General features: G+C 71.2%; 13 protein-coding genes and 2 tRNA genes. 8 read left to right on the plus strand and 7 right to left on the minus strand.

Features of this window, described 5'->3' with window-relative positions; genetic code table 11:
• Nucleotides 1–20: 20 nt before the first annotated feature.
• Nucleotides 21–94, minus strand: a tRNA-Gly gene (locus tag ACRAKJ_RS06290).
• 61 nt (nucleotides 95–155) lie between these two features.
• Between ACRAKJ_RS06290 and ACRAKJ_RS06295 the strand changes: the two genes are divergently transcribed.
• Nucleotides 156–229 (plus strand) — tRNA-Pro (locus ACRAKJ_RS06295).
• 45 nt (nucleotides 230–274) lie between these two features.
• Here ACRAKJ_RS06295 and ACRAKJ_RS06300 read toward each other — a convergent pair.
• The gene (locus ACRAKJ_RS06300) at nucleotides 275–526 is read right to left on the minus strand and encodes a hypothetical protein (protein WP_438919241.1); all 252 of its coding nucleotides are present in this window, start codon (nucleotides 524–526) and stop codon (nucleotides 275–277) included.
• Between the two features lie 181 nt (nucleotides 527–707).
• The gene (locus ACRAKJ_RS06305) at nucleotides 708–1,613 is read right to left on the minus strand and encodes a LysR substrate-binding domain-containing protein (RefSeq protein WP_438919240.1); all 906 of its coding nucleotides are present in this window, start codon (nucleotides 1,611–1,613) and stop codon (nucleotides 708–710) included.
• A gap of 1,219 nt (nucleotides 1,614–2,832) precedes the next feature.
• Between ACRAKJ_RS06305 and tig the strand changes: the two genes are divergently transcribed.
• From tig to ACRAKJ_RS06330, 5 genes are all read left to right on the plus strand, one after another.
• Nucleotides 2,833–4,218 (plus strand): trigger factor, encoded by a 1,386-nt coding sequence (gene tig / locus ACRAKJ_RS06310; RefSeq protein ID WP_438919239.1) that lies wholly within the window; start codon nucleotides 2,833–2,835, stop codon nucleotides 4,216–4,218.
• A 113-nt stretch (nucleotides 4,219–4,331) separates the two neighbouring features.
• Complete coding sequence (locus ACRAKJ_RS06315; RefSeq protein WP_438919238.1) at nucleotides 4,332–4,940, plus strand: ATP-dependent Clp protease proteolytic subunit; 609 nt, start codon at nucleotides 4,332–4,334, stop codon at nucleotides 4,938–4,940.
• A 29-nt stretch (nucleotides 4,941–4,969) separates the two neighbouring features.
• The gene (locus ACRAKJ_RS06320; protein ID WP_015098818.1) at nucleotides 4,970–5,596 is read left to right on the plus strand and encodes an ATP-dependent Clp protease proteolytic subunit; all 627 of its coding nucleotides are present in this window, start codon (nucleotides 4,970–4,972) and stop codon (nucleotides 5,594–5,596) included.
• Nucleotides 5,597–5,804: 208 nt separating this feature from the next.
• Nucleotides 5,805–7,085: an ATP-dependent Clp protease ATP-binding subunit ClpX gene (gene clpX, locus ACRAKJ_RS06325; RefSeq protein WP_306747200.1), complete on the plus strand. Its 1,281-nt coding sequence runs from the start codon at nucleotides 5,805–5,807 to the stop codon at nucleotides 7,083–7,085.
• Between the two features lies 1 nt (nucleotide 7,086).
• Complete coding sequence (locus tag ACRAKJ_RS06330) at nucleotides 7,087–7,674, plus strand: alpha/beta hydrolase (protein ID WP_438919237.1); 588 nt, start codon at nucleotides 7,087–7,089, stop codon at nucleotides 7,672–7,674.
• A 39-nt stretch (nucleotides 7,675–7,713) separates the two neighbouring features.
• Here ACRAKJ_RS06330 and ACRAKJ_RS06335 read toward each other — a convergent pair whose 3' ends face one another.
• The 4 genes from ACRAKJ_RS06335 to fdhD all read right to left on the minus strand — a co-directional run bounded on the left by ACRAKJ_RS06335 (nucleotide 7,714) and on the right by fdhD (nucleotide 11,159).
• Nucleotides 7,714–8,157 (minus strand): hypothetical protein, encoded by a 444-nt coding sequence (locus ACRAKJ_RS06335; RefSeq protein ID WP_438919236.1) that lies wholly within the window; start codon nucleotides 8,155–8,157, stop codon nucleotides 7,714–7,716.
• A gap of 93 nt (nucleotides 8,158–8,250) precedes the next feature.
• On the minus strand, nucleotides 8,251–9,117 hold the full coding sequence (locus tag ACRAKJ_RS06340; protein ID WP_438919235.1) for an alpha/beta hydrolase-fold protein: 867 nt from the start codon (nucleotides 9,115–9,117) through the stop codon (nucleotides 8,251–8,253).
• A gap of 54 nt (nucleotides 9,118–9,171) precedes the next feature.
• On the minus strand, nucleotides 9,172–10,338 hold the full coding sequence (locus ACRAKJ_RS06345; RefSeq protein WP_438919234.1) for a CoA transferase: 1,167 nt from the start codon (nucleotides 10,336–10,338) through the stop codon (nucleotides 9,172–9,174).
• On the minus strand, nucleotides 10,335–11,159 hold the full coding sequence (gene fdhD / locus ACRAKJ_RS06350; RefSeq protein ID WP_438919233.1) for a formate dehydrogenase accessory sulfurtransferase FdhD: 825 nt from the start codon (nucleotides 11,157–11,159) through the stop codon (nucleotides 10,335–10,337). The genes ACRAKJ_RS06345 and fdhD overlap by 4 nt, the downstream gene beginning before the upstream one ends.
• 67 nt (nucleotides 11,160–11,226) lie before the next feature.
• Between fdhD and ACRAKJ_RS06355 the strand changes: the two genes are divergently transcribed.
• Both ACRAKJ_RS06355 and ACRAKJ_RS06360 read left to right on the plus strand, forming a co-directional pair.
• Nucleotides 11,227–12,537 carry an MFS transporter gene (locus ACRAKJ_RS06355; protein ID WP_438919232.1) on the plus strand — a complete coding sequence of 437 codons (1,311 nt, stop codon included), beginning with the start codon at nucleotides 11,227–11,229 and terminating at the stop codon, nucleotides 12,535–12,537.
• Nucleotides 12,534–12,641: an MFS transporter small subunit gene (locus ACRAKJ_RS06360; protein WP_438919231.1), complete on the plus strand. Its 108-nt coding sequence runs from the start codon at nucleotides 12,534–12,536 to the stop codon at nucleotides 12,639–12,641. The genes ACRAKJ_RS06355 and ACRAKJ_RS06360 overlap by 4 nt, the downstream gene beginning before the upstream one ends.
• Nucleotides 12,642–12,646: the final 5 nt, after the last annotated feature.

Genomic DNA, 12,646 nt, shown 5'->3' on the forward strand with positions numbered 1-12,646 from the left:
TTGACCTGCAAGGTAAGTGCTGGAGCGGGTGACGGGAATCGAACCCGCATGACCAGCTTGGAAGGCTGGGGCTCTACCATTGAGCTACACCCGCGACGCGCCTACCGGGGTGGGCGCGGGGGTAGTTTAGCCGGTCGCGATACCCTTGTGGTGACCGGGGCGTGGCGCAGCTTGGTAGCGCACCCGCTTTGGGAGCGGGGGGTCGCAGGTTCAAATCCTGTCGCCCCGACGGTTGCCCTGACCGGCCCGGAGCCGGGTTGGTCAGGGCGTTCGGTCAGCCGCCCAGCTCGGTGACGGCGGTGGTGATCGCCGCGGCTTGTTCTTCGAGTTCCCGGTCGCTCGACCCGTCTTCGACGCCGCGTCCCAGGAGTTCGGTCCTCGACACGAGCACCAGGGCGCCGCGGAGGGGGTCGGTGTCCAGGTCGTCCTGCTGCACGACCTCCACCCGTCCTTCGACCAGGACCAGGGTGGGGTCCGGCAGGGGTGACGCCAGCAGTTCGCGCAGGTGGGTGGCGGTGACGGTCATGCCGTCTGCCTACCCGTGTGCCGCGGTGCGAAACGCCGCGACGCGAAACGCGGCGGTGCGGGACGCGGCGGTGCGGGACGCGGCGGTGCGGGACGTGGTGGTGCCGGACGTGGCGGTGCGGAACGTGGCCGTTCTTGAGCACACCCGCGCCATCGGGTGCTCAAGAACGGCTCCCCCGTCGCTACGCCGGAGTAGCCACCTGCTCGCTCACCACCTGGGCCGCCGCGGACACGAGGGCCGTGACGGACGGGTTGGTCGAGTTGTCCTGCCGCCACGCGAACTGGGTGTAGACCCGGAACGGCGGCACCCACGGCAGCCGGCACAGCCGACCGTCGGCGAGTTCCGCGGCGACCGTCACCTCGGGGACGAGCGAGATGCCCAGGCCCGACGTGACCGCGCGCTTGGCGGCGTCGATCGAGTCCAGCGCCAGCACCGGCGACCTGGACTCGGTGTCCTGCAGACCCAGGGCCTGCTCGAACTGCTCGTAGTAGCTCGCGCCGTTCTCGGCCCGGATGAGCGTGCTGCCGCGCAGCTCGTCCTCCGTGATCACCGAACGGCGGGTGAGGGCGTGCGTGGGGCCGGCGACCATCACCAGCGGCTCGGGGCACAGCACGGTCGTCTCCAGGCCCTCGCGCGGTTCCACGGAGCCGATGAAGAACGTGCAGTCCAGTCGCCCTTCCCGCACCGAGGACAGGTTCGCCTGGGTGTTGCGGGAGTGCAGGGAGATCTGGACGCTCGGGTACCGCCAGCACATGTACTCGATCAGCGGTAGCAGACGGTAGTCGGTCAGACTCTGCGCGCTACCGATGACCAGCTTGCCGTGCGGCTCGCCGTTCATCGTGATCGCTTTCCGCGCTTTGTCCGTCAACGTGATGATGTTGCGTGCGAACGGCAAGAGCTCGACCCCGGCGGAAGTCATCTGGATACCGCGCGGCAGTCGGCGGAACAAAGGCACTCCGAGGGTTTCTTCGAGCGCCTTGATCCGGGTTGTGATGGTGGGTTGCGAGCAATTCAGCGTGGCTGCTGCCTTGGTGAAACTGCCCGTTTGAACCACAGTTGTGAACGCCAAAAGCTGACGCGTCTCCATGGAGCTCCCCAACGGTGCGTTTAATGTGGTCCACGAGAGGCCGTTGTGCGGCGGCCTCGTGGTCTCCTGTGCGTGGCGGCGATCGACCCGGCAGCGCCGACGTGCCGACGCGGCCCGGGATCGATCAACATCGCCGCTCGACCGCGAGGGGCGTTACCCGGTAAGCCGGTGGTGCGCCCGGAACGCGCCGGGCGCCGGTCCCGCGACGGGCGCCCGCGGGTGGTCCCGGGGTGGTGTTCGGCAGCGGCGGAATGGATCTCATGGGGTCATCGGCACCTTGTCTGGTAGGTGGTTAAAGAGCTCGATGACATTGTCTCGCTCGTTCCTGTCGGTTCTCGGCGCCGGTTGCGTCCGCTGCTGACCCCCCAGAACGTCCGGCAACGAGAATTATTCCTGGCCCAACGCGCGGGTCCGGGCGTCACGCTACCTGAAACCCACACTAATGGACTACGGCGAGTGGAGTCATCTCGACGGGTGAAAGTTTTCTGTCGAACGTTGCTCCGAACGGCCTCAATTCACTCTACGTGGCGAACGTCCCTCCGGTCGCGGTTGCCGACGGTTAGTCGGTGCTGCGGCATCCGTGTTACACGAGCCTCGGACGGCTGCGCTCGGTGATGACGCGCGGACGGGGGTCGCCGGCTCCCCCGGTCCCTCGAACGGAGTAGCCGAAAGGCCCTGGGACCCGCCGGATGGCCCAACGGGTGCGTCCGAAGCGGTCAAGGGCGCCCGCGGGTGCTCCGAACGCGGTGGCGACGACTCGCCGTGGTGGCCCGCCGAAGGGGCGTCGGCGCGCCGGCACACAGGTCGACGGCTGTGGGGTACCCGCGCCCGGCCCGCCGGAGGGGCAGGTCGGGGCCCCGCCCGGCGGCGCGGCGGCCGGTCCCGCCGGCACCACCACGTGAGACGCGACCGAAGAACTCCCGAAGAACACCCGAAGCGGTTCCGCGCACGCGGCGGCCGGCGTGGAATCACGGACCCGGACCGCGGCACCGGGTGAATTCCCGCCGCGCCGCCGCGCACCGTTTTCCGGGACCGCGGGAATGCGGTCACAATGCGCGCGCGGTGCGCCCGGCGGCACGGCGCGGTCCGTTAGCGGTCCCGGACCCGGGGTGCGGGCGTCGCCGTCCCGGGCCGACCGCCTAGACTCAGGCGGAATCCCGGCGCGAACCACCGCGTCACCGGGATGTTCCGCACGTCCTGCCCCAACGAGGAGACCACGTTGAAGAGCACCGTCGAGCACCTGAGCCCGACGCGGGTCCGGATCAACGTCGAGGTGCCGTTCGACGAGCTCAAGTCGGACTTCGACCGCGCCTACCGCAAGCTGGCCAAGCAGGTCCGCATCCCCGGCTTCCGCCCCGGCAAGGCCCCCGCCCGCGTGCTGGAGAGCCGCATCGGCCGCGCGCCCGTCCTGGACGAGGTCGTCCAGGAGGCCATCCCGGCCAAGTACCTGGAGGCCGTGAACTCCGGTGAGCTGCGCACCCTGGGCCGCCCCGACTTCGAGGTGACCAAGATCGAGGACGGCGACACCCTGGCGTTCACCGCCGAGGTCGACGTCCGCCCCGAGATCGCCGTCCCGGCCTTCGGTGAGCTGACCGTCAGCGTCGACGACCAGGAGGTCACCGACGAGGACGTGGACACCCAGCTCGACGAGCTGCGCGCCCGCTTCGCCACGCTGACCGGCGTCAAGCGCCCGGCCGAGAACGGCGACTTCGTCGTGGTCGACCTGTCGGCGACCGTGGACGGCGAGGAGGTCGAGGAGGCCAAGACCACCGGCCTGTCCTACGAGATCGGCTCCGGCCAGCTCGTCGAGGGCATCGACGACGCCCTCATCGGCGCGTCCGAGGGCGAGTCGAGGAACTTCACCACCACGCTGGTCGCCGGTGACCACGCCGGCCGCGACGCCGACGTCACCGTCGTGCTGAACTCCGTCAAGGAGCGCCAGCTGCCCGAGCTGGACGACGAGTTCGCCCAGCTCGCGAGCGAGTTCGACACCCTCGACGAGCTGAAGGCCGACCTGCGCACCCGCCTCGGCCGGGTGAAGAAGATGCAGCAGGGCGTGCAGGCCCGCGACAAGGTGCTGGACGCGCTGCTGGCCAGCGTCGACGTGCCGCTGCCCGAGGCCGTCGTCAAGAGCGAGGTCGAGGCCCGCGAGCACGACGCCGTGCACGCCCTCGACCACGACGAGGCGCGCTTCGCCGAGTGGCTGGCCGAGCAGGGCCAGACCCGCGAGCAGTTCGACGCCGAGGTGCTGGAGGCGTCGCAGCAGGCCGTGAAGACCCAGCTCGTGCTGGACGCCATCGCGGACGCCGAGCAGCTCAGCGTCACCGACGGCGAGCTGACCGAGCGCATCGTCTACCAGGCCCAGCGGTTCGGCATCAGCCCGGACGAGTACGTCAAGCGGGCCCAGCAGTCCGGCCAGCTCGGCGCGATCTTCGCCGACGTGCGCCGCGGCAAGGCGCTGGCCTCGGTCGTGCGCCAGGCCACCGTCACGGACTCCGCCGGCAACGCCCTGGACCTCGACGAGCTGTTCGGCGAGCCCAAGGCCGAGGCCCGTCCCGAGGCCGCCAAGCCCGAGTCCACTGAGGAAACCGCTACCGCGGAGTGAAGCCCTGAGCGAACGCGGGCGGTGTCGGGAAGTCGACGCCGCCCGCCTTCGTTAAGGTCGTTGACACGAGACTCTTTTCGGCACAGCTAGTCGGCAAAGTTAGGCAGGCAGACGTGACGCAGCACTCTTTCCCGACGCCCGAGATGCGGTCGGCCACGGGGATGAACCTCAACGACTCGGTCTACGAGCGCCTGCTCCGCGAGCGGATCATCGTGCTGGGTTCGCAGGTCGAAGAGGGCATCGCCAACCAGATCACCGCCCAGCTCCTCCTCCTCGCCGCCGAGGACCCGGAGAAGGACATCACGCTCTACATCAACTCGCCCGGCGGCTCGGTGACCGCGGGCATGGCGATCTTCGACACGATGCAGCTGATCGAGCCGGACGTGGCCACCTACGCCATGGGCCTCGCCGCCTCGATGGGCCAGTTCCTGCTCTCCGCGGGCACCCCCGGCAAGCGGCACGCCCTCCCGCACGCCCGCATCCTCATGCACCAGCCCTCGGCGGGCGTCGGCGGCACGGCGGCCGACATCGCGATCCAGGCGGACATGCTCACCCGCACCAAGCGTGAGATGGCCGAGCTGATCGCCCAGCACACCGGCCAGCCGGTCGAGCGCATCATCGCCGACTCGGACCGCGACCGCTGGTTCACCGCCCAGGAGGCCCTCGAGTACGGCTTCGTGGACAAGGTGATCAGTCGCGCCAGCCAGGCGACGACCAACTGACCAGCGAGCACACACCAGGAGACAGTGAAGTGAGCCAGTTCCACGCGCCGCAGTCCCGGTACGTGCTCCCGTCGTTCGTCGAGCGCACCAGCTACGGCATCAAGGAGTCCAACCCGTACAACAAGCTGTTCGAGGAGCGCATCATCTTCCTCGGCGTGCAGGTGGACGACGCGTCGGCCAACGACGTGATGGCCCAGCTGCTCGTGCTGGAGTCGGAGGACCCCGACCGCGACATCCTGATGTACATCAACTCGCCGGGTGGCTCGTTCACCTCGCTGATGGCCATCTACGACACCATGCAGTTCGTCCGCCCGGACATCCAGACCTACTGCCTGGGCCAGGCGGCCTCCGCCGCCGCGGTCCTGCTGGCGGCGGGCACCCCCGGCAAGCGGCACGCGCTGCCGAACTCCCGCATCCTGATCCACCAGCCGGCCACCGAGGGCGTGTACGGCCAGGTCTCCGACCTGGAGATCCAGTCGAACGAGATCCAGCGCGTCCGCCGCCTGCTGGAGTCGACGCTGGCCAGGCACACGTCGCGGACGCCCGAGCAGGTGCGCCTCGACATCGAGCGCGACAAGATCCTCACGGCGGAGGAGGCCAGGGAGTACGGCATCGTCGACAGCGTCCTGCCCTACCGGAAGCTCTCGGCGAAGTAGCCCGCGACGAGGCCCCCGACACGCCGAGCCGACCGGGGTTCACACCCCGTCCGGGGTGTCGGGGGCACGCTGGTCCTCCCGCACAGGCGGGTAGGCCAGGTACCGTCGAGGGGAACGGGCGGACCCCGCACCCAGCGGGCTCTCGCCACACCAGCAGTCAGGCGCACCTCACCAGGTCGTGCGCCGGAGGGGACAGAGGTCAGCGGTCATGGCACGTATCGGTGACGGCGGCGACCTGCTGAAGTGCTCTTTCTGCGGCAAGAGCCAGAAGCAGGTGAAAAAACTCATCGCCGGACCGGGTGTCTACATCTGCGATGAGTGCATCGACCTCTGCAACGAGATCATCGAGGAAGAGCTCGCGGAGGCCGGCGACGTCAAGCTCGACGAGCTGCCCAAGCCCGCCGAGATCCACGAGTTCCTCGACCAGTACGTGATCGGCCAGAACGAGGCCAAGCGCACGCTCTCGGTGGCGGTCTACAACCACTACAAGCGCATCCAGGCGGGCGACCGCGGGCGCGAGGGGCGCGACGACGGCGTTGAGCTCGCCAAGTCGAACATCCTCATGCTCGGCCCGACGGGCTGCGGCAAGACCTACCTGGCCCAGACGCTCGCCAAGATGCTGAACGTGCCGTTCGCGATCGCGGACGCCACGGCGCTCACCGAGGCGGGCTACGTGGGCGAGGACGTCGAGAACATCCTGCTCAAGCTCATCCAGGCCGCGGACTACGACGTCAAGCGCGCCGAGACGGGCATCATCTACATCGACGAGGTCGACAAGATCGCTCGGAAGAGTGAAAATCCGTCGATCACGCGCGACGTCTCCGGCGAGGGCGTGCAGCAGGCGCTGCTGAAGATCCTGGAGGGCACGACCGCGTCGGTGCCCCCGCAGGGCGGGCGCAAGCACCCCCACCAGGAGTTCATCCAGATCGACACCACGAACGTGCTGTTCATCGTGGCGGGCGCGTTCGCGGGCCTGGAGAAGATCATCCAGGACCGGGTGGGCAAGCGCGGTCTGGGCTTCGGCGCCGAGGTGCGCACCAAGGCGGAGGTCGACGCGGCGGACTACTTCGCCGACTCGATGCCCGAGGACCTGATCAAGTTCGGCCTGATCCCCGAGTTCATCGGCCGCCTGCCGATGGTCGCGAGCGTCACCAACCTCGACAAGGAATCCCTGGTCAGGATTCTCACCGAGCCGAAGAACGCGCTGGTCAAGCAGTACCAGAAGCTGTTCGAGATGGACGGCGTCGAGCTGGAGTTCACCCGCACCGCCATGGAGGCCGTCGCCGACCAGGCGATCCTGCGCGGCACCGGTGCGCGTGGCCTGCGGGCGATCATGGAAGAGGTCCTGCTGCCGGTGATGTACGACATCCCGAGCCGCACGGACGTCGCCAAGGTCGTCATCACGGAGCAGACCGTGAAGGAGAACGTGAACCCGACGATCGTGGCCCGGCAGCCCTCGCGCCGGGAGCGCCGCGAGAAGTCGGCGTGAGTTGTCCCTCCCGCACGCGCTGATCCTGCACGGACTGGGTGGTTCCGGGCCGACGCACTGGCAGAACTGGCTGGCGGGCGAGCTGGCCCACCACGGTGGGGCGGCCGACCTGCCGCAGTTCACCGGCCCGGACTCCCCGCGCCTGGCGGTGTGGCTGGACGAGCTGCGCACCCACCTGGCGGCCATGCCCACGTCATCCGAACGGGTGGTCGTGGCGCATTCGCTGGCGGGGCTGCTGTGGCTGCACCACGCGGCGGGCGAGTTCGACGGGGCGCTGCGGGTCGACCGGGTCCTCCTGGTCGCCCCGCCCGCACCCGACCACGCCGGCGAGCCGCTGATCCGCGAGTTCCTGCACCCGCCGCTGGACCCGGCCGCGCTGCGCCGGGCCGCCGCGTCGACCCGCCTGGTGGTGGGCGAGGGCGACCGGTACTGCTCCCTGGAGCAGGGCAAGCGGCTGGCCGAGGCGCTGCGGGTGGACGTGGACGTCGTCGTCGGCGGCGGTCACCTGAACGCGGACTCGGGCTACGGCTCGTGGAACGCGGTGCTCAAGTGGGTCCGCAGCGACCGGGTCCCGCTGACCCCCAGGTGACGGGCCGGGTGCCCGGGACCGGGTGTCGCGGCCCGGGTGTCACGGGACGCTGACCACCACCCGGAACAGCGTGAAGACCGCCAGGAACGGTCCGGCCCCCAGTTCGGCCGGCCACCGCTCGGCCGCCACCCGGGTCAGCCGGCCCGCGGCGACCGCCCGGTGCGCGTTGCGGCTCAGCCCCAGCAGGTGGTCGGCGGTGTCGAAGTCCCGCGGCAGCGGCGCGGTGGTCTCCACCGACACGACCCGGAGGTCGGCGGCCGAGGCGAGCCGGGCCAGTTGCCGTCCCACGACCGGGTGGCGCACGACGCGGTCGCGGAGGAACCGGTTGACCGCGAGGTTCACGCTGACCGGGCCGCAGCCCACGTCGAGGACGGTGTTCGCGGGGCCGAGGTCGAGGGCGTCCAGGAGGCGCTGCTCGTAGGCGCGGCCCCCGTGCGCCACGTGGTCGAGGTAGTCGATGGGGTCGGGGAGCGTCGTCGCCATGCCCCGGGGCGACCACCGCCCCGTGCAGGCCGTGGTGGGGAAGTGCGCGGGTCCTGTGGAGGTCCGCGGGACCGGCCGCCGGCGCGGCGGCGGTCAGCGGGGTACGCGGCGGCCCAGGAAGCGCACGACGTCCGGCACGACCTTGCGGTAGAACGTGTCGTCGTGGCCGCCGGGGGTGACGGACTCCACCGCCAGCTTCGCGTTCGCCAGCAGGATCCTGGTGCCCTCGATGAACCGGTCGCGGTCGCCCACCCAGACGCCGGTGGGGGCGTCGCCGAGCTTGTCGAGGTTCTTGAGCGGGTCGAGGCGCGCCCACTGCTCGGGGTCGCGGAACGCGTTGCGCTTCGCCATCTCCTCCCAGGTGGTGATGAGGCCGGGGGAGACGGCGGCGACGGCGGCGGTCCGCTCGCGGCGCTCGGTGCGGCGGCGGCCGTAGAGCAGGGCGCCGAACCCGCCCATGGACACGCCGGTGCAGGCGAACGGGGCCCCGAAGCCGCGTTCGGCGAGCCAGACCGGGACCTCCTCCAGCAGCATGGCCATGGGGTCGTCGCCGGGGAAGTTCTCGTGCCAGTAGTTGTCGCCGCCGTCGACCGCGACGAACCCGAACGGCGGGACCGAACCCCGGCCCACGGCCGCCACCAGCACCTCGGGCAGGCCGCCGAACGCCGCGAGGCGGGCCGTGCCGTTGCGCCCGTGCAGCAGGATCGACAGGGGCAGGCCCCGCGTCGACACGCCCGGCGGGACCATCGTCAGCAGGTCGACCTCGCGGTCCCGGTAGCGGGAGCGCACCCGTTCGACGGTCACGACGGCCCGCTTCACGGCGGGCACCGGCCCGGCCACGCCCACGGCGTGCCGCAGGGCCTCGCCGAACGGCGCGTCGCCGTGCACCGCCGCCGTGACCCCCGCCGCCGCCAGCGCGCCGCCGACCGACGCGGTGAGCACCGTTCGCCTGCTGACCATGTCCCCTCCAGCGACTCCCCTTCCACCATCGCCCGGGGCGGGTGCGACGTTTCCTCAGATCGCGGAACCGGCCCGGAGGGCCTCCACCTGCTGCTCCGTGTAGCCGAGCCCGTGCAGCACGTGCTCGGTGTGCTCGCCCGGGGCGGGCACGGAACCGGGGGTCCACCCCCACGCGGAGGAGTCGACGGGTGGCCGCAGCACGGCCACCTCCCCGCCCGGCACGGTGGCGCGGGTCAGGCGGGAACGCGCGACGAGCTGCGGGTGCGCCGGCAGGTCCGCGACGCCGCGCGTGCGGGCGGCGGGCACGTCGGCGGCGTCGAGCGCGGCGATCAGGTCCTCGGCGGCCCACCCGCCGAAGTCGAGGGCCCGGTGCAGGTCCTCCCGGTGCTCGACGCGGGAGGTGACGGTGGTGAAGCGGGGGTCGTCGGCGAGGTCGGGCGCGCCCAGGACGGCGCACAGCCGCCGCCACTGCGGGTCGTTCTGCACGGCGAGGTGCACGGCGCCGTCGGCGCACGGGAACGGGCCGTAGGGGGCGATGCTGGGGTGGTGCGCGCCGGTGCGGGGCGCGGCGGCCCCGGTGCCCGCCGCGTACAGCATGGGCTGGTGCATCCACTCGGCGAGCGCCTCGAACAGCGACAGCCGCAGCGTGGCGCCCTCGCCGGTGCGGTGGCGGTGCAGCAGGGCGGCGAGCACCGCGGACTGGAGCTGCACGCCCGCCGCGATGTCGGCGGCGGAGATGCCGGCGCGGGCGGTGACCTCGCCGTCGCCGGTCAGCTCGACGAGCCCGGCCTCGGACTGCACGAGCGCGTCGAACGCCTTGCGCCCGGCGTAGGGGCCGTCCTCGCCGTAGCCGGACAGCTCGCCGACCACGAGGTCGGGCCTGGTCGCGCGCAGCGCGTCGGCGTCCACGCCCAGTCGACGCGCGGCGGCGGGCGAGAGGTTGCACAGGACCACGTCGGCCCCGGCCACGAGCCGGTCCAGCACCTCGCGCCCGTCGGGGTGCTTGAGGTCGAGGGTGATCGACTCCTTGCCGAGGTTCGTCCAGGCGAAGTAGGACGACACCTCGCCGCACGCGGTGTCGTAGTCGCGGGCGAAGTCGCCGCCGCCGGGCCGCTCGACCTTGACGACGCGGGCGCCCAGGTCGGCGAGCAGGCGGGTGGCGTAGGGGACGGCGACGGCCTGTTCGAGGCTGACCACGAGCACCCCGTCCAGGGGTCTCACGCGACGACCCGCCCGGCGCCCGAGTAGACGTTCATCGAGTCGCCGCGCAGGAACCCGATCAGGGTGACGCCCTGCTCGTCGGCCAGCTCGGCGGCCAGCGACGACGGCGCGGACACCGCGGCCAGCACCGGCACGCCCGCCATCGCGGCTTTCTGCACCAGCTCGAACGACGCCCGCCCGGACACCACGAGCACGGTCCCGGTCAGCGGCACGCGGTCGTTCAGGACGGCCCAGCCGAGGACCTTGTCGACGGCGTTGTGCCTGCCCACGTCCTCGCGCACCACCAGCGCCTCGCCCGTGGTGGTGAAGAGCCCGGCGGCGTGCAGGCCGCCGGTGGAGGCGAACACCTTCTGCCGCTCGCGCAGCGCGTCGGGCAGGCCGGCGAGCACGTCCACGTCGACGGCGCAGGTGTCGCCGGCGGGGGAGAAGCGGGTCTTGAGCCGCACCGCGTCCAGCGCGGCCTTGCCGCACACCCCGCACGAGGAGGTGGTGTAGAAGTTGCGCTCCACCCTCGCCTCGGGCGGCGCGACGCCGTCGGCGAGGGCGAGGTCGAGCACGTTGTAGGTGTTCGTCCCGTCCGGGCCGGTGCCCTCGCAGAACCGGGCGACGGCGATGTCGGACAGGCCGCCGATGACGCCCTCGCTGAGCAGGAACCCGTGCGCCAGCTCCACGTCCTTGCCGGGGGTGCGCATCGTCACGGCGAGCGCCTTGCCGTTCACGCGCAGCTCCAAGGGCTCCTCGGCGGCGAGCGAATCGATCTTCGTGCGGTGCGTTCGCCGCGCGTAGGTGACCACTGGGCGACGCACGGTTACCCGACCCATCGCGCAACTCCTTCACCAGGCTAAGTTTTTTCGCGAGCCACCAACCAGGTTACGGAGGTGTCGGGCAGTGGGTTTCCTCGACCGTTCCCGGACGATCGCCCCACCGGACTGGAACCGCTGGCTGGTCCCGCCCGCCGCGCTGTCGGTGCACCTCGCCATCGGCCAGGCGTACGCGTGGAGCGTGTTCAAGCCGCCCCTGGAGGGCGCGCTGGGCCTGACCGGCACGCAGAGCGCCCTGCCGTTCCAGCTCGGCATCGTGATGCTGGGCCTGTCGGCCGCGTTCGGCGGCACCCTGGTGGAGCGCAACGGCCCGCGCTGGGCGATGTCCGTGTCCGCGACGTGCTTCTCCTCCGGGTTCCTGATCTCGGCGCTGGGCGCGTGGACCGGGCAGTACTGGCTGGTCGTGCTCGGCTACGGGTTCGTCGGCGGCATCGGCCTGGGCATCGGCTACATCTCCCCGGTGTCGACGCTGATCAAGTGGTTCCCGGACCGGCCGGGCATGGCCACCGGCATCGCGATCATGGGGTTCGGCGGCGGCGCGCTCATCGCCTCGCCGTGGTCGGCGCAGATGCTGGAGTCCTTCGGCCGGGACGGCGACGGCATCGCGCGGGCCTTCCTGGTGCACGGCCTGGTGTACGCGGTGTTCATGTCGGTCGGCGTGCTGCTGGTGCGGGTGCCCGCCACCGTCGAGGAGAAGGCCGTGGTGCGCTCCGGGGTGAACGTGTCGGCGCGCAACGCGCTGCGGACGCCCCAGTTCTGGTGCCTGTGGGTCGTGCTGTGCTTCAACGTGACGGCGGGCATCGGCATCCTGGAGAAGGCGTCGCCGATGATCCGGGACTTCTTCGCCGGGACCCCCGCCCCGGTCGCGGCGGGCGCGGCGGCCGGGTTCGTGGCGCTGCTGTCGCTCGCGAACATGGTCGGCCGGATCACGTGGTCGTCCACCTCGGACCTGGTGGGCCGCAAGAACGTCTACCGCCTGTACCTGGGCGCCGGCGCGCTGACCTACCTGGTGCTGGCGCTGGCGGGCGACGCGTCGAAGCTGCTGTTCGTGGTGTGCGCGATGCTGATCCTGTCGTTCTACGGCGGCGGGTTCGCCACCGTCCCGGCCTACCTCAAGGACCTGTTCGGCACCTACCAGGTGGGCGCGATCCACGGCCGGCTGCTCACCGCGTGGTCGCTCGCGGGCGTGCTGGGGCCGCTGATCGTCAACGCCATCGCCGACGGCCAGAAGGCGGCGGGCAAGTCCGGGCCCGACCTCTACACCACGTCGCTGTTCATCATGATGGGGCTGCTCGTGGTCGGGTTCGTCGCGAACGAGCTGGTCAAACCGGTCGCGTCGAAGTACCACGAGCCCGAGCCGGAAGGGGTGGCGCGGTGAACCGGGGCGCACTGGTCGTGTTCGCCTGGCTGTGGGTGGGCGTGCCGCTGGCCTACGGGCTGGTCGAGCTGATCCGCAAGGTCACGGCCCTGTTCACCGGCTAGGTTCT

The sequence above is a fragment of the Saccharothrix sp. DSM 118769 genome (genome assembly GCF_052936295.1).